Source organism: Pseudomonas sp. GW821-FHT05H12 (assembly GCF_059419385.1).
The window spans coordinates 115,346-132,164 of sequence record NZ_JBWKRS010000017.1; the positions used below are offsets into that span (position 1 = coordinate 115,346).

The 16,819-nt window shown below is 58.3% G+C and carries 10 protein-coding genes; 4 read left to right on the forward strand and 6 right to left on the reverse strand.

Going from position 1 to position 16,819, the window contains the following annotated elements; translation table 11 throughout:
* The first annotated feature begins 71 nt into the window (after positions 1–71).
* The 4 genes from ung (at position 72) to AC07SU_RS16955 (ending at position 7,719) form a co-directional block, all read left to right on the forward strand.
* On the forward strand, positions 72–764 hold the full coding sequence (gene ung, locus AC07SU_RS16940; RefSeq protein ID WP_176999194.1) for a uracil-DNA glycosylase: 693 nt from the start codon (positions 72–74) through the stop codon (positions 762–764).
* 170 nt (positions 765–934) lie between these two features.
* A complete protein-coding gene (locus tag AC07SU_RS16945; RefSeq protein ID WP_494997679.1) occupies positions 935–2,938 on the forward strand; it encodes a hypothetical protein in 2,004 nt (667 codons plus the stop codon).
* Between the two features lie 198 nt (positions 2,939–3,136).
* Positions 3,137–5,209: a hypothetical protein gene (locus tag AC07SU_RS16950; protein WP_494997680.1), complete on the forward strand. Its 2,073-nt coding sequence runs from the start codon at positions 3,137–3,139 to the stop codon at positions 5,207–5,209.
* Between the two features lie 251 nt (positions 5,210–5,460).
* Positions 5,461–7,719 carry an autotransporter outer membrane beta-barrel domain-containing protein gene (locus AC07SU_RS16955; protein ID WP_494997681.1) on the forward strand — a complete coding sequence of 753 codons (2,259 nt, stop codon included), beginning with the start codon at positions 5,461–5,463 and terminating at the stop codon, positions 7,717–7,719.
* Between the two features lie 135 nt (positions 7,720–7,854).
* Here the strand turns inward: AC07SU_RS16955 and AC07SU_RS16960 are convergent, their stop codons facing one another.
* The 6 genes from AC07SU_RS16960 to AC07SU_RS16985 all read right to left on the reverse strand — a co-directional run bounded on the left by AC07SU_RS16960 (position 7,855) and on the right by AC07SU_RS16985 (position 16,779).
* Complete coding sequence (locus tag AC07SU_RS16960; protein WP_494997682.1) at positions 7,855–10,779, reverse strand: immunoglobulin-like domain-containing protein; 2,925 nt, start codon at positions 10,777–10,779, stop codon at positions 7,855–7,857.
* 547 nt (positions 10,780–11,326) lie between these two features.
* Entirely contained in the window at positions 11,327–12,355 is a 1,029-nt protein-coding gene (locus AC07SU_RS16965; RefSeq protein ID WP_176999189.1) for an AbrB family transcriptional regulator, read from the reverse strand.
* Complete coding sequence (locus AC07SU_RS16970) at positions 12,348–13,862, reverse strand: tripartite tricarboxylate transporter permease (protein ID WP_176999188.1); 1,515 nt, start codon at positions 13,860–13,862, stop codon at positions 12,348–12,350. Before AC07SU_RS16970 ends, AC07SU_RS16965 begins: the two co-directional genes overlap by 8 nt.
* A 1-nt stretch (position 13,863) precedes the next feature.
* On the reverse strand, positions 13,864–14,322 hold the full coding sequence (locus AC07SU_RS16975) for a tripartite tricarboxylate transporter TctB family protein (protein ID WP_176999187.1): 459 nt from the start codon (positions 14,320–14,322) through the stop codon (positions 13,864–13,866).
* Positions 14,323–14,452: 130 nt separating this feature from the next.
* On the reverse strand, positions 14,453–15,436 hold the full coding sequence (locus tag AC07SU_RS16980) for a Bug family tripartite tricarboxylate transporter substrate binding protein (RefSeq protein ID WP_176999186.1): 984 nt from the start codon (positions 15,434–15,436) through the stop codon (positions 14,453–14,455).
* A gap of 50 nt (positions 15,437–15,486) precedes the next feature.
* Positions 15,487–16,779 (reverse strand): OprD family porin, encoded by a 1,293-nt coding sequence (locus AC07SU_RS16985; RefSeq protein WP_494997683.1) that lies wholly within the window; start codon positions 16,777–16,779, stop codon positions 15,487–15,489.
* Positions 16,780–16,819: the final 40 nt, after the last annotated feature.

Sequence of the window (16,819 nt, forward strand, 5' to 3'; positions counted from 1 at the left end):
TCAGATCAATTGACAAGCGGGGGCGGCTTTCCTAGGGTTCGCCTCATTCTTTTTTACAAGACCATTCAAACATGACCGACGGCGACCGTATCAAACTCGAACCCAGCTGGAAGCACGCCCTGCGTGATGAGTTCGAAAAGCCCTACATGGCCGAGCTGCGCGAGTTCCTGCGCCTGGAGCACGCGGCCGGCAAAGAGATCTACCCGCCGGGCCCGCTGATTTTCAATGCGCTCAATTCCACGCCGCTGGACAAGGTCAAGGTGGTGATCCTCGGCCAGGACCCGTACCACGGCCCCGGCCAGGCCCACGGCCTGTGCTTCTCGGTGCAACCGGGCGTGCCGACGCCGCCGTCACTGGTCAACATCTACAAAGAACTCAAGCGCGACCTGAACATCGACATCCCCAATCACGGTTGCCTGCAGAGCTGGGCTGACCAGGGCGTGCTGTTGCTCAACACCACCATGACCGTCGAGCGCGCCAACGCCAATGCCCACGCAGGCAAGGGCTGGCAGTTCTTTACCGATCGCATTATCGAGGTGGTCAGCGAGCACCAACCCCACCTGGTGTTCCTGCTGTGGGGCGCCCATGCCCAGGGCAAGCAGAAGCTGGTCGATGCCACCAAGCACCTGGTGCTGACTTCGGTGCACCCGTCGCCGCTCTCGGCGTATCGCGGGTTTCTGGGATGCGGGCATTTCAGCCGTACCAACAAGTTTCTTGAGCAGAATGGCGAGACGCCGATTGAGTGGTGTTTGCCGCCGCTTTAAGCACGCGTGGGGACAACGCAAGCAAGCTTTGCGCCGTAGGCACCTGTGAGTTCTGACAGTATTCAACCTGTCGATTTACGTTTTAACTGTTCTCCTGACCGTAGGCGGAGGGTTCGCACCAGCGCAGTAGCCCATGGTCGCCACATCATGGGTTGCGTTGGGAGAATGAGATGACTGACTCGAAGGTGCGCCAACAGAAAAAAACCGTCGCCCAAAAGGCCCGTCCCAACAAAAGAAAAAAGAGCTCTCCTGCCGGGCTTGCCGCTCCATCGCCAGGGGTGGTGGGCCCACTACCGGAAGACGGCCTTCCACTGTTATGGGACGAAGCCGCACACAAAATCCCCCTGTCAGTTCGGGGCCAGCCTTTCAAAGTCACCATTCCAAGCGTGTGGACGCCCAATAACGCAGCCACAAACGTGCGCACCAACATTGAATACTTCTGGAAGGGCGACCACGTGTGGACCGAGGAGATCCTCGGCCCCTATGATCCCGCCGTCTTGTTCCCGTACACCAAAGCGCTGCCGGCATGGTTGCTGGATACGCCCGGTGTCAGCCAGATGTATTACAAGATCAGTGGGGTATTGTTGCCGACGGGCGAGTCGGAGCGAACGCTGATTGATGTCGACGATCTTGCCCCCAACCAGGATAACCCGGGTGCCGAACTTATATTCGGCCCCGACACACTTGACGGCGTGAGTGATGCCGAGCTCACCGCCGACGCAGGTATCCCCTGTGAAGTTCCACGTTACCTGGTCATGCGCACCGAAGACGTGGTCATGGTGTTCTTTGGGACCATCCCCAATATCGACTATGTCGGCAGTTTTACGGTTGAACGGCGTCACATTGAAGACGGTGACCCACTGCTGTACCTGATTCCCGAGGCAGTTGTTCGCACCAGTGGTGGTGGTGAAAGGTGGGCGTCCTATCGGTTGATGGACCGTGTCGGCAACATCGGACCTTTTTCCGATCCGGTCAAACTCGATATCAACCTGGTTTCCTTGCCCGATTTGCTCCGGCCTTTGGTGCCTCGGGCAGAAACCGATGGCCTGATTGACCTGGATGATATCCGCCAAGGCGTGAGTGTCTCCCTGCAGGAGGTGATAGGGGCGGAGGAGGGCGATACCCTGACTCTGCGCTGGAACACCCATATTCTGGCGACGATTACCGTAGGTGCGACGCAGATCTGGCCCATTTCCGTGGACGTCACGTGGCCGATATTCCTGGTTGGCGGGTTTGACGCTCGATACCCGGTAAGGGTGTGGTACGCGTTTGCGCGGGGTTCGCTCACCAAGAACTCACCGGACACCTTCATTGAAGTCGATGCTACGGTGGCAGGTGATCCCCCGGTCAGCCCCGATCCGATCAACCCCGCGTTGCCGATTGTAACGGTCAAAGGGGTCACCGCGGATAACGTGGTCACTCCCGCAGACTCACCCGGCCCTGCCTTGGTTGAGGTGCCTTTGTTCTTCAATCCGCAGGTGGGGGAAAACCTGCGTCTGTTCTGGGGCAATGACGCCACATTTGCCGATATAAAAGTGGTCGATCCCGGAGATGTCGCCGGGCAAACCGTGCAGCTGTATGTGCCGTGGGCCTTGATCGTCGCGGGGGGTGGGCTGGTAGAGGTTTATTACTGGACCTATAACGGCGTCAATTATCAACGAAGCCGTGCCACCCAGGTTCGTGTTGAGTTGGATACCTTGACGGGGCTGGCAGCGGCAAGCTTGCTGAACAATCACCCGTCTAAAATGATCGCGTGCGATACCGTACCTCAGCCCTATGAGGCGGTCATCCTGGGGATTCCCTGGAGCACGACTCACTTTGAAGTCGGCGATAAGGTCAGGTTGTTCTGGAGCAGTCACCGCACGACCAATGGTGGGGGGGCGCCTATTGCGGGGTCTCAGGTCTGGTTTGAACTGGAACTGACGGACGCCCACAGGACTGCTGGAGTGGCAGAGGTCTACATAGAACCCTTCGACCCGTTGATCACAGTGCCTGGGCTGATTTCAACCAATGGTTCCGGGTTGTTTTACTACCGTCTCTACAAAATGTCGGGCCCAACCGGCAAGTCAGCTGCCAATTTCGCACGGATTGATCTGATTCGGCCCGGTGGAACGACATGCCTCGCGCCTCCTGCAGGTAAACCGTCGAAACCCGGCAAAGCAAAAACCCAGTAGAAAACAGGTTGAATGTCAGGGGGGCCTTAGGCCCCCTTGTTGTTTTGATTCAAGCGGGCACTGGCAGGGTTTGATCACATTAAATCAATCGTGCATGTCCTTATTGTCGTCAGCGATGTGCGTAGGGGCGCGACGATAAAACAACGACGACGCAGAAGTGGATAACACGCAAAACTGTCAATGTTGACAGGTGTGCGAATGTTTTTTGGGGCGCTTAATACAAGTGGCTACCTGTCTGTTTTTGAAGCGGGCACGTTATCTAAACTTCCGGAGTCAACCAAGATGGCAAGTTTAAAGAAACCCAAAAATATCAAGGAACCCAAAGCGCCCAAGAAAGCCAAGAAAAAAGCCAAAGCTTCCGGTCGCTCGGTTTTGACAGAGCCTCGATCCACGCGAAGAGCCCCACGGGCAGGCTCACTGGCTGCCATAGACGTGTTGAATGCACTGCCAGATGTGCCCGGTGGCCAGCCTGGTTTGATGAGTCTCCAGACGCTTTACCTGGAGGGTTTGATGATTGAGATCCCCAGATGGTCCCCAGGGGGAGGCGGCCCGTTTGCGAGGTACGCTCTGGAGATCAGGATCAATAATGTGCTCGTGGGGCCCCGTGAGGACCTTGGCCCCAACCTGAATGCCCCCGAGCTGATATGGCCTCGCCCTTACACGTTCGATCAAGCGCAATTGGGTGATCACGGTCTCAAAAACCTGACCTACGAAGTGTTTCATGGTACGACGTCTGATAGTTCGAGTGGGCCCGCGGTCGTTACGGTTGACCGATACGACACACACGCCGGGACCCGGCCGGCCAGAGCAACGCTTCCGGCCTGGGTGGTCAGTGGCAAAGTGACGGTGGAATTGCTCAACGTTCCGACCAACATTTTCACCGTCACCTGCAGCCCTCGGTTTGATCCTCAGGTAGGGGATCAACTCAGTATTTTCTGGCATTACACGGATCCGACGCCGATTGCCACAGTCACCGATTTGCCCGTCAATAATTTACCGGTGAGCGTTACCTTGGACAAGGCGGACATCTTGGACATGGAGTCAGGCGTCTACCAACTGGCGTATACCTACTACGACCGCGCCGGTAATGAAACGACCTTCCCCCCTTATTTGACGGAGATAACGCTTACAGTTGACCCCAGTCCTTCAAACCTGCAACCGCCTGTCGTGCCCGAAGCGCCGCTGGATCGGAAGGACGCTCAGTTGAATCGCGCCTATGTTCGAATCACGGGCTACGACAACGTTAAAATTGGCCAACAAATCGTTGTCAATTTTAACGGGCTATTGATCTATGCACCGGTGAACAACTTAACGTTCCCTAAAGACATTCCAATACCGTGGAACGTTTTGGCGTCTGGAGGTGAGGATGCCCCTTATATCGCCGATGTCTTTTACGTGGTTGTTGCAGACGGTAATGCCTCGCCGTCTTCCAGCACGATCAGCGTTCCCGTGGATCTGACGGCTCCGGGCCTGATTCCCGATCCGGGTGGCCCCGGTCCGGTCAATCCTAATCTTGGGCTGCTCACAATCACCTCGGCTGGCGGTTTGACCAACGAGATCGGCCCGGGCGATACAGGTAATGCCACGGCCACTTTTGCGGTCTATACCGGCGCTGTGGCAGGTGACCGAATCCAGATTTACTGGAACGGCTCTCCGGCTCTTTTACCACCCTACACCGTCACGCTGGCGGATGAGACGGCTTCACAATTCAGTATCCCGGTTCCTGCGTCAGTCATTGCCCTGGTGGGTAACGGAGTCCACGATGTTTATTACAGCCTCAACAATGGAACCAACAACAATTTCATTGATTCCCTGCCAACCCCAGTCGATGTAAAAGCGTTCGTGATTGGAGATTTGGAACTGCTGCAATATCCAGATGCGCAGGGGACTGGGGCTGACGACGATCCGTTCTTCATTAACTGTGATGATGGCATTACGTCAGGCATCAAAACCAAAATCATCAGCCCGGGCAAATTGAAAGCTGGCGATCAAGTGACCCTGGTATGGGTGATCTATGGGCCTGATGACTTCTTCTCGTCAGTCGTGGTGCTCGAACATGAGTTCCCTCCGGTGACCGTCACGTTGGATCACTTTGCCGGACACCCTGGCGAAATATTCACGGTGCCCTACGCCACTTACATCTCCCCCGTCACACAGGGGCGTGTCGAGGCTTATTACAAAGTACTCACGCTGGGGGGGACTCCGGGAGAGTCCGACCCTAGTGCCTTGTACGTCAGTCGGTATCAGCTGGGCGGAGGCGTTTGCGGTTAAAGCGCTGTTTCAAATGCATTGAGTGACGCCCATTAACCCTTGGGGGCAAGCCCCAAGGGTTATCGATGCTGGCTTGAGGGTTCACCTCAAAATTTCGCCCACCCACCATTAAGGAAAGTCCTACAGGGTCGTTGATTCGGCCTACATGAAGTTCCCCTTCGGGTACGTAACCTCGGCGCCTCTGAAAGCCTGAGTCGATGAGTCCTGTAATCGATTGGCTTGTTCAGTCATCCGACTAGAGGTTCTACCCTATGAATACCCAAGTACTCTTCAAGCGCTCGCGCTTGTCTACCGCGATCAAAATCCTGGCGATTGCACCTTTTTCACTGGCGGCAACTCACGTGTCTGCCGTAGACCTGGGCGCAGGTCAGCAACTCGTCATTGATGCCGAGAGCCCGTTTGATCGCTACACCCTGAAAGACGGTGCCAAGCTGACTTCCAACGGTGGTTCGATTCTCAGCGTGCTGTCGCAGAATTCGATCTTTGAAATGAATGGCGGCCAAGTGGTTGCGGGCTCCGAAGACGGCGTTCGGTTGTTCGGCAGCCAGGCAGCCATTCGCGACGCTCACATTTCCAGTGCAAGCGGCATTGGGCTGGTCGTGGGCGAGCAGGATGGTGTGGGCAGTCACGCGGTGGTGTCCAACAGCCTGATTGAAGGGGCCACCTATGGCGTCAACCTGGGGCGGGAAAGCACGCTGCAGATGATGAACACCGATGTCGTCGGTGGAGAGTTCGGTGTGTTGGCGATCGACGGTAACCTGGCCGCCCAAGGCGGCAGTCTGACCGGCGGCACCAATGGTCTTTACGTCTATCGCAGCGGTGGAGAAACCGCACCCACCCGCTTTCACCTTGATGGCACCCGCGTCGTCGGTCAAACCGGTGCCGCCATTGTGGTGGATGGGCCGGGGACGGGAGTTACACCGATTACCCTCAGCAATGGCACCACACTGGAAGGTGGCAACGGCAACATGCTGGAACTGATCAACGGCGGCTCCGCTGACGTACTGGTCAACAACAGCAACCTGGTCGGCAACATCCAGGTCGGCAGCGGCAGTGCGCTGGACCTGAACCTGGATTTCGCCTCGATGACCGGCGACATCATCAACAACGGCGGCACTGCCAATGTGGGCCTGAACAACGGCGCGATCCTCACCGGCCGCCTGGAAAACGTCGACAAGCTGTCGGTCAACAGCGACGCCACCTGGGTGCTGGTCGATGGCCAGGATGAACTCAAGGAACTGTCGATGAATGGCGGTAACGTCAAGTTCGGCGACTCGGGCGCGTTCTACCAACTGGACGTGACCAATCTCAATGGCACGGGCGGCACCTTTATCATGAAGGCGGATTTCTCCACCTTGACGGGTGACTTCCTCAACGTGACAGGGACTTCGTCCGGCGCCCACCAGTTGCTGATCTCCAGCACCGGTGCCGACCCGTTGTCCGATGACCGTTTGCATGTGGTCCACACCGCCGACGGCGGTGCCACATTCAGTCTGGTCGGTGATCGTGTTGATGTGGGTACCTATTCGTACGGCCTGGTCAGCGATAACCGTGACCAGGACTGGTACCTGGACCCGAACAACAAAGTGATCAGCCCGAGCACCAATTCGGTACTGGCGCTGTTCAACGCGGCACCAAGTGTGTTGTTGGGCGAAATGACCACCCTGCGTACCCGCATGGGTGAGTTGCGCTTCAACGATGGCAAATCCGCCGGGTTGTGGAGCCGTGCCTACGGCAACAAGTATGAAGTGTCCAACGACAAGACCGGTCTGGGTTACAACCAATCCCAACGCGGTTTCACCATCGGTGCCGATGCACCGCTGCAAGCCGGTGATGGTCAGTGGTTGATCGGTGCGATGGCCGGCCACAGTACTTCGGACCTGGACCTCAACCGTGGCAGCAAGGCTGAGATCAAAAGCTACTACGTGGGTGGTTATGCCACTTGGCTGGATGCCGAAAGCGGCTTCTACTTCGACGGCGTGCTCAAGCTCAACCGCTTGCACAGCGATTCTGACGTGGCGATGAGCGACGGCAAGAAAGCCAAGGGCAACTACACGCAAAACGCTGTGGGCGCTTCGGCGGAAGTGGGCCGTCACATCAAGTTGGACGATGGCTATTTCGTTGAGCCGTATGGACAAATCGCGGCAGTGATCACCCAGGCCCAGAGCTACACCCTGGACAACGGCCTGCAGGCTAAGGGCGATCGTTCGAGCACGGTGATCGGTGAAGTCGGCGTGACCGCTGGCCGCAACTTCCAACTGGAAAGTGGCAGTGTGTTGCAGCCGTACCTCAAGGCCGCAGTGGCCCATGAGTTCGACCAGAGCAACAAGGTGTTCGTCAATGACAATTCGTTCAATAACGACCTGTCGGGGTCACGCTTGAAGCTGGGCGCGGGCGTGGCGATGTCGGTGTCGCAGAATGTGAAGTTGCATACTGACCTGGAGCACAGCACTGGCAAGAATATCAAGCAGCCATTTGGGGTTAATTTAGGGTTACGGTACGAATTCTGATTCTGAGTACCAGGCACAAGATTCTTGTGCCTGTGTTGCATCACAAAAAACGCCCTGTGCTGCTGAGCACGGGGCGTTTTTTGTGTCAGCGCAGTTCATTCAAGCAAGTTGGCCTTAGTTCTCGCCTTCTTCACACTAGGGCACCAAGCACCAGGCCCAAAATTGATTGTTCGGGTTTCGGCAGTAGATGCCGTTGGGGTACTGGATGCTCCAGACCGCCCTGGATAATGCATCGCATCCACCGTCAAGGCATAGCCAATAGACCGATCCCTGGTCAGTAAACCAAGTACTGGGAGGGCCATAAACCCTCTCCATGAGGTTTATCCCATCGTAGTAGGGCAGGCCCACTGCACCGGACAACGAGTTACGCCAACTGATCGCTTGATTGAATGTCAAGCCCGAATTATATGTGTACAGTTGCCATACATTTCTCACCGATACTGGATACGAGACGGTATTGCCAAGGCTATCCCGTGCATCGATAACCGTGTCGCCGTTGTGCCTTCCGATTACTTTACCGGTTGCTGCCGCTACGGTCGCTATACCCGTATTTCTGGATGAATAGGAAATCGAACCTGTACCGCCGGAGGCCGTACGAGTTTGAGTGTTGCCGATGTAGTCTTGCCCATTGTGGTTCAGAGTGGGCGCGTAAATCGCACGGCCATGTAAATTCATCTGGGAGGTATCAATGGTGAGCGCAGGGGCTTGTTTGATCTGATACGCCACTGGTTTGAGCTTGATTGCTGTCGCTTTGTCAGCCATCTCGTCCAATGACACATGGGCTTGAACTGTTACTGACGTCCCGTTGGGAAGAGCCATCAAGTACGCCTTCTGAATCAAGTTCACCGTTTGTTTGGCAGCGAACTCCGCGGCGCTGACTACGACGCCGTTTCGCACATTCTGGTCGCCAGAAGTGTGCAGGATATCGACGAACACCGGTTGTCCAGCCTTGAAAAATGGCCACTGCGTAACGCGCACATTGTTGGCGCCATTGGCAGTAATAACCCCTCCCACCGCTTCAGGTACGCTCACTAATTCAGGTGTTTGTTCCGACAGCGCATCCACGTTAACGGTCAGCTTAGGAGACTCAATAACGTTTCCGTTGCGCTGCACTTCAGCATGCGCGGTGAAGGGCTCACCCAAATAAGCTGCGACAAAGTCACTGCCGTAGGCAAACGTGATGTAGTCATGGCCTGCATCCGGAACGCCGGGTTTAGACGGGATAGAGGGCATTCCCAGACCTGGCTTGCCCTGCACCACCAGTGTCACAAGATCTGTAGGCTGCATCAGATATTTGACCCTGAATGTGACGATACGAGGCGAGGGCGTCCAGACGTTCAGCGGATTAAGTTGCGTGACGCAAGGTGACACAAAGGTGCTTTCGAGCAGGCTTGGGCAGTCGGTGATTTGCAGCATCGCGCCTACGTTGACGATCAACGGTAGAGATTTGAGCGGTGTGTCTGTAGGCAGTGTCCTGACTTCCCAGTGCAGTGTCATGGTGCCTTCTTTGTTCGCCAGCACAATCGCGCGCGCAATCGTGAAAGGCAGCGGTGAGTTAAACCAGGTGGACGTCACTTTCAACCACGCGGTGGTGATACTGCCACCTGGTTTGCTGCCAATGGCAACAACCCGGACCTCATCGTTCAGGGCGATGCTCGAATGTGGATGGACGAGTGCCTTCAGGTTGCCTTTGCTGACGAGTTCATCAAATACATGGTCAGGCGGTGGTGCTTCTGGCGAAGTAGGAGGCGGCAGTGTCACCGCAATGTCGCCCACCTGAACGACTACCGATTTCGACGGACGAGTGGTGTCGTCATTGACCACATAGTACGCCTTGAAAGATGAACCCTCCAGAGGGGCGAATACGCTGGAGTAGTCCAGAAAGTAGTCGAGGTCTCCCGTGCCTGCGATCTCAGTGTATTTCGCATACACAGGGGTGCCGTCCAGGGCCTTGCCTTCGATGATCAGGTCGACCTTGTCACTGGGGTCTTGTCCGAAGAAGGGCACGGTAATTTCCACTGGATCAGTATCTACCGGCAGGACACCGCCTACGAGCCCTTTGACCACGGGGGCTGGCCGGCTGTTGTCAACAGGCGTGCCGCGCATGCTGTAAACGACGGCATTGGAGGGCGTATTCGCCTCACCCACTCGCACGCGTTCGTAAGTAATCAACAAGCGGCCCCCCGCAAGTTTTTTGGCAAACTCCAATGGTAGGGGAACGTAAATTCGCAACGCGTTGGGCTGTGGTATGTCAGCGGTTTCGATATGCTTGAGAGGCTCACCTGTCGAGGTAAGCCCTAGATAGGTGACAAGTACTTGGTCGTTGAGGGCCCAGCCATAATTTCTGATTGATATTTCAGTGTTCAGGTCGCTCAATTGTGCATCAGTGTCAATGAAGTCTTCGTCTGAACCCCCGTCGTAATCGGATTCAAGCACATACGGTTCAGGCAACAACGGGCCGGTGCCCCCGCCCACATTGTTTTGTATAAGCCTTGGAATCGAAAAGCCGTGGGACTGATTGCCGGCCTTATCCCGCACGAACCATTCAAAAATGTTTACACCGGGCGTTACCTGCTGCCAGGTGCCATAGTTGATAGTGATAACGATGGGCGCGCTGCCGGAGGCCTCAAAACTGGTGACTGTGTGGGTGACGATCACCCCGCCAATACTGATGAAGATCACATCACCTTCTTTGCGGTGGTAGACCTGATCCACCAGCGGGTTCACCGGGTAATCATCAATGATCACCTTGATGCCGAGTTGAGCGGCCGCCTGGGTGATGATGCCGAAGGCTTCGATGGTGGGATCTTCGAAGCGGGGACGCGCCAGGTTTTCATTGATGGTGGGGGTACTGGCCTGTGGGTCTAGGCCCCCGGGCGCTTTGGTGTCCACCCAGACGTTCAAAAGGGTGGTCTCCTCGACGACACCGCTCAAGCGCCTGACGAAGCCTTGCAGTGTGTTGTTTGCCTGGTCGATAAACCGAACGGACTCAATGTTCAGCGTAATATCCTTGCCAAGGGTGGCGTCAGTGTCGGAGACGTTGTAGTTGGCGACTTCCAAACCATTGAGTTCAACCCAGACAAAGTCATTCTCGGCCTGCTCGAGCCAGGCGTAGAGGATGTAGATGACGCCGAGGGCGCTGACTGTCAGGGCGGCGTTATTGAGGGCTCCGTCTGTGCCGACGATGGGAGTGAGATTCGGAATATAGGGGTACAGCGCAGCGAAGGGCTGTCGGGATGACGGTGGCCTGTGAAAGCCTGGGGGGCAGCCTCCAGGATCAGGCCTGTCAGGTAGGCGCCCCCCAGGTTTTCTACCAGGTTTTCTGCGTTGCACTATGGGTACGCAGCCGCAGGGCACGGCTGGCGGCTGGGTTTGATCAGATGTCAAATCCGTCGATGTGCAGCTACAGGTGGTAGCTGGTAGGGAGTTTTGATCATGTGTCATGACGGGATACCTGTCTGAGTATTAATCAAGAGCACGACCCGTGATTCATCGTTGAATTGAGTCGAGGCCTTGATTCAGCGCTCCGCCTCACGGCCTGACCAGCTGTGAGAATTGACAGTTCAGACCAGCGGCCGTAGCGCGTTGCGAGCCACGCCCGTCCAGGTCAAGGTTGGCGGTTCCAGTGCCGGAACAACGGCTCCGCCAGAAACAACACAAACAACAAGCGCATCACCTGCATCGCCGTCACCAACGGCACCGACAGTTGCAGGGTTTCGGCGGTGAGGCTCATCTCGGCAATGCCGCCGGGCATCATGCCCAGGGTCAGCGAGCGCAAGTCCAAATGAGTCAGCGCACTCAACCCCACCGCCGCCAACGTCGCCAGTGCCATGGTCAGCGCGGTGCCGATCAAGGTGCGGCCCATGAACGAAGGCGCGCGGCGAAAGAACTGCCGGTTGAAGTGGCAACCCAGGCCGCTGCCGATCAACCATTGGCCGATCTGGCTGCCGCCATCGGGCAAGCCGATGTGCAGATCCCACACAACGCTGGCAGTCGCACTCACCAGTAAGGGCCCGAACAGCCACGGGTTCGGCTGGCGTAAACGTTGCCAACCCCAGGCCACCAGTGCGCCCATCGGAAACAATGCGAACAGCCAAGGCCAACTGACCGGTGCCGGATGAAACTGTGGCGTGCCGCCTTCAAGCAGGTACTTGAAGATCGCCGGCACACACAGCACCACCACCAACACCCGCAGACTCTGCCCCGCCGCGACACGGCTGAGCACCGCGCCGTTGCGTGCGCCGAGGTTGACCATCTCACCGGAACCGCCCGGCATGCTGGAGAAAAACGCCGTGGCGCGGTCTTCACCGCTGCGGCGCATCAACCACACGCCGACAATGCTCGACAGGCTGGTGACCAGTGCGCCGAAGAAGATCAGCCCGAAGTGGCTCATCACCTGCTCGATCACCACCGGGGTGAAGTGCAGGCCAATGCCGATGCCCACCACCCATTGGCCGCATTTGCGCCCGCCGGGAATCTCCGCCAACTGCCACGGCGTGAGGCAACGCACCAGAATGATCGCCAGCAACGAGCCGACCATGTACGGCAAAGGCCAGCCGACCAGGCTGGCCAGGTAACCGCCGGCCAGGCCGACCAGCGGTGTTCCCCACCAATGTTTAAAGGTGACCTCAGACATCGGCCAGGGCACGACGCTGCAGGGCACGTTTGCGGTAGATGCGCACCAGCGGGAAGGCCAGCATCAGCGCGGTCAGTACCCACACACCAAAGGTGATCGGGCTCGACCAGAGGATGTCCAGCGCACCGTTGGAGATCGACAGCGCCCGGCGCAGGTTCTGCTCCATCAGGCCGCCGAGGATAAAGCCCAGCAGCACCGGCGACAGCGGGAAGTCGAGCTTGCGCAGGATATAACCGAAGATGCCGATACCGACCATCAGGAACAGGTCGAAGGTGGTGGCGTGAACCGCGTACACACCGATCGCGGTGATGATGGCGATCACGGGTACCAGCGCCCAGTTCGGCACGGCGAGGATGCGCGTGAAGATACGGATCATCGGGATGTTGAGGATCACCAGCATGATGTTGGCGATGAACAACGACGCGATCAGGCCCCAGACGATGTCGGGTTGCTGTTGGAACAACAGCGGACCCGGGGTGATGTTGTACAGCGACAGGGCGCCGATCATCACCGCCGTGGTGCCCGAACCGGGTACGCCGAGGGTCAGCATCGGCACCAGGGCGCCGCAGGCAGAAGCACCAATGGCGGTTTCTGGGGCGGCGAGGCCGCGCATGTCGCCCTGGCCGAATTTGCCGCTGGCACCGGCCAGGCGTTTTTCGGTCATGTAGGCAACGGCCGAGGCCAGGGTGGCGCCGGCGCCGGGCAACACGCCCATGATGAAACCCAGCAGGCCGCAGCGGATGTTCACCACGAAGACCGCCGAGGCTTCCTTGAAGTTGAACAGCATGCGCCCGGTGGCTTTGACCGCTTCCTGGCCGCGGTGGGTTTTTTCCAGTAGCAGCAGAATTTCGCTGATGGAAAACAGGCCCAAGACCAGCACGACAAATTGAATGCCGTCGGTGAGGTGGATGTTATCGCCGGTAAAACGGTACACGCCGCTATTCGCGTCGATACCGACCGCCGACAGGAACAGGCCGATCAGCGCCGCCACGAAGGTCTTCAGCGGTTTGTCACCGGCCATGCCACCGAGGCAGACAATCGCGAACACCATCAGGACGAAATATTCCGCCGGGCCGAAGGCAATCGCCCATTTGGCCAGCAGCGGCGCAAACAGCACCATGCCGCAGGTGGCGATAAAGGCTCCGATGAACGAACTCCACGCCGACAACGACAGCGCCACACCGGCCAGGCCTTTGCGGGCCATCGGGTAGCCGTCGAGGGTGGTCATCACGGTGGAGGCTTCGCCCGGGATGTTCAACAGGATCGAGCTGATACGGCCGCCGTATTCGCAGCCCAGGTACACGGCTGCCAGCAGGATCAACGCTGACTCCGGCGGCAGGCCCAAGGCAAACGCGATGGGGATCAACAGCGCAACGCCGTTGATCGGGCCCAAACCCGGCAACAGGCCGACCACGGTGCCGATCAAGGTGCCGCACAGCGCGGTCACCAGGTTGTAGGGGGACAGTGCAACGCCGAAGCCCTGACCCAAATAGCTGAAAGTATCCATGTCAGTTCTCCAGAACGTCGAGCAGGCCGAGGGGCAGCGGTACATCCATGGCTTTGTCGAACAGCAGGTACAAGCCGATGGCCATCAACGTGACGATCACCACGCTCGGCAACCAGCGGCCACCGTACAGGCGGGCCATGGGGATGCCGATCAGCATGCTGCTGAGGATGAAACCCAGGGGTTCGAAGGTGCCGGCAAACACGATCAGCAGCGCCACGCAGATGCCGATCTTGATCAGGGTCTCGCGGTCCAGCGCCGGTTCGTCTTCGGTGTGCTTGGTGGGCTGTGGGCGAAACAGCATGTAGATCAGGCCCAGGCTCATCAGCCCAAGCATCAGCAGCGGGTAGGCACGCGGCCCCACCGGCTCGTAGGAAAACGCGGCCTGGTACGGCCACGCCATCAGCGCGAGACCGGCACAGACCAACAGCATCACGCTGGCGAAAATGCGTTGTAAAAGCATAGGAAGCTCCTAGGCCGCTTTTGTGGGAGCGGGCTTGCCCGCGAAAAATCCAAGGACGCCGCGCGTGTCCAGGCAGCACGCGTCATCGTTGATGTCTTTCGCGGGCAAGCCCGCTCCCACAGAAGGGCGTTTACTGGATCAGGCCGAACTCTTTGGCCAGCACTTTGTAGTCAGCCACCTGTTTCTTCACGTAGGTGTCCAGCTCGGGGCCGGTCATGGCGAACGGGAACAGCTCGCGCTGGTCACGCAGCTTGGCGAACTCGTCGGACGCCAGCAGTTTGTCGAACGCGTCTTTCCACCAGGCGTAGTCGGCATCGCTGACTTTTGGCCCGAGGTAGAAGCCGCGCACTACTGGCCAGACGATGTCGTAGCCTTGCTCTTTGGCCGTCGGAATGTTCTTCATTTCTGGCTCGTCCAGGCGCTGCTCGGAGAACACCGCCAGCAGGCGCATGTCACCGCTGAGGATGTGCGGCATGGAGTCGGAGATGTCGGTACTGCCGACCTGAATGTGACCACCGAGCAGGGCCGTGGCGATTTCACCGCCGCCTTCGAGGGCCACGTAACGCAGTTCGCGCGGATTGATCCCGGCGGCCTTGGCGATCAGGGCGGTTTGCATCCAGTCCTGGCTGCCGACGGTGCCACCTGAACCGATCACCACGCTGCCCGGATCTTTCTTCAGGGCTTTGACCAGGTCGTCGAGGGTCTTGTAGGGCGAATCGTTTTTCACCGCGATGGCACCGTAGCTGGTGCCGACGGCTGCCAGCCATCGCACGGCGCTTTCATCGAAGCGGCCGAACTTGCCCTGGGCCAGGTTCAACAACGAACCGCTGGACCATGCCACCAGGGTGCCGGCGTCCGCAGGGCGCTGTGCGACCACCGCGTTGTAGGCCACCGCGCCCACGCCACCCGGCATGTAGGTCACGCGCATTGGCTTGCTCAGCAGCTTTTCGTTGACCAGCGCGCTTTGCGCCAGCTTGCAGGTCAGGTCAAAACCACCGCCTGGCGAGGCCGGAGCGATGCACTCCGGGCGCTTGGGCTCGTCGGCGGCCAACAGTTGGCCGGCGAACATCATGCAGCCGGCGGCGAGGGCCAATTTACGCAGTGAAAAGGTCATCTGTTTATCTCCGTCTTTGTTGTTATGAGTGGCTACTTACCAGAGGGCACTTACCAGAGAGCGACGCTGTAGCTGACCAGCAAGCGCACTTCATCCGCATCACGGGCCGAGTAGTTGGTGCGGTAGGTGGCATTGCGCAGGCGCACGGCCACATCCTTGAATGTGCCGCTCTGCACCACGTAGCGGATCTCGCTGTTGCGTTCCCATTCCTTGCCGGTCTCGCCGTTCTTGAGCTTGATGTTGTCACCCGACAGGTAACGGCTCATGAAACTCAGGCCGGGAATGCCCAGCTTGGCGAAGTCATAGTCGTAGCGGGCTTGCCAGGAGCGCTCTTCGGCGCCGGCAAAGTCGTTGATCTGCACGAAGTTGACCAGGTACGGGTCGCTGCCATCCACATACGGGAACGCGCTGTCACCGAACATGCGCTGGTAGCCGGCGCTGAGCTTATGGCCATTGAGGCCATAGCTGAACAGGCTGCTGAAGGATTTGTTGTCGATCTTGCCGCCACGGGCGCTGCCGGTGTCATCACTGATGGCCAGGCGCAGGTCGGTGCCGAAGGTGCCGGGGCCCATCGGGCGCGCGGCGACCAGGCCGAGGAAGTGCTGGCGGTACACGTCGTCGAGCTGGGCGAAGTGGTAGCTGCCGGTGATCTTGTCGGCGAATTTGTAGTCGGCGCCACCGAAGTTGAAGTGCTTGCCGGTGGCTGCGGTCAAGAAGCGGCTGTTCTTGTTGTTGAGGGCGATATCTTCGTAGTTGGTGTCGTCGCGGTCCTTGGCTTTGTCCAGGCGGCCAGCGGTGAACACCAGGTTCTTGAACTCTTTGGAGGTGATCAGGCCGCCGTTGAAGGTCTGCGGCAGGATGCGGCCATCGTTGGGCTTGAGGATCGGCAATTCCGGGATCAGCGAGCCGATCTTCAACTCGGTGGCGGAGATTTTTACTTTGCCGGTCAGGCCCAGCTTGGAATACTCATTGGCAGCGCGACCGTCGTCGTGGGTTGGCAACAGGCCGGTGCCGGTGCGGTCGGGGCTGGAGTCGAGCTTGACCCCGAGCATGCCCAGCGCGTCCACGCCAAAACCGACGGTGCCGTCGGTGTAGCCCGATTGCAGATTGAGCATGAAGCCCTGGGCCCATTCGTCGCGCTTGGATTGTTGGGCGCTGGTGCCGTCGCGAAAGTCGCGGTTGAAGTACATGTTGCGGGTTTCGAGGGTGGCGCTGCTGTCTTCGAAAAAGGCAGCCTGGCTGAGCGGCGAGAAGCCGGCAAAGGCAGCGGCACTGGCGAGGGCGGTCTGGGTCAGGCGGGAAAAACGCACAGGCGAGGAGGCCTGGGGCTGTGTCGACAGCATCGTTGTGTACTCCGTTATTGTTCTTATTTTGGCGAAAACG

Coding starts and splice junctions, on each gene's coding strand:
- ung (WP_176999194.1), top strand. CDS start 72: ATGACCGACGGCGACCGTATCAAACTCGAACCCAGCTGGAAGCACGCC.
- AC07SU_RS16945 (WP_494997679.1), top strand. CDS start 935: ATGACTGACTCGAAGGTGCGCCAACAGAAAAAAACCGTCGCCCAAAAG.
- AC07SU_RS16950 (WP_494997680.1), top strand. CDS start 3,137: ATGTTTTTTGGGGCGCTTAATACAAGTGGCTACCTGTCTGTTTTTGAA.
- AC07SU_RS16955 (WP_494997681.1), top strand. CDS start 5,461: ATGAATACCCAAGTACTCTTCAAGCGCTCGCGCTTGTCTACCGCGATC.
- AC07SU_RS16965 (WP_176999189.1), bottom strand. CDS start 12,355: ATGTCTGAGGTCACCTTTAAACATTGGTGGGGAACACCGCTGGTCGGC.
- AC07SU_RS16970 (WP_176999188.1), bottom strand. CDS start 13,862: ATGGATACTTTCAGCTATTTGGGTCAGGGCTTCGGCGTTGCACTGTCC.
- AC07SU_RS16975 (WP_176999187.1), bottom strand. CDS start 14,322: ATGCTTTTACAACGCATTTTCGCCAGCGTGATGCTGTTGGTCTGTGCC.
- AC07SU_RS16980 (WP_176999186.1), bottom strand. CDS start 15,436: ATGACCTTTTCACTGCGTAAATTGGCCCTCGCCGCCGGCTGCATGATG.
- AC07SU_RS16985 (WP_494997683.1), bottom strand. CDS start 16,779: ATGCTGTCGACACAGCCCCAGGCCTCCTCGCCTGTGCGTTTTTCCCGC.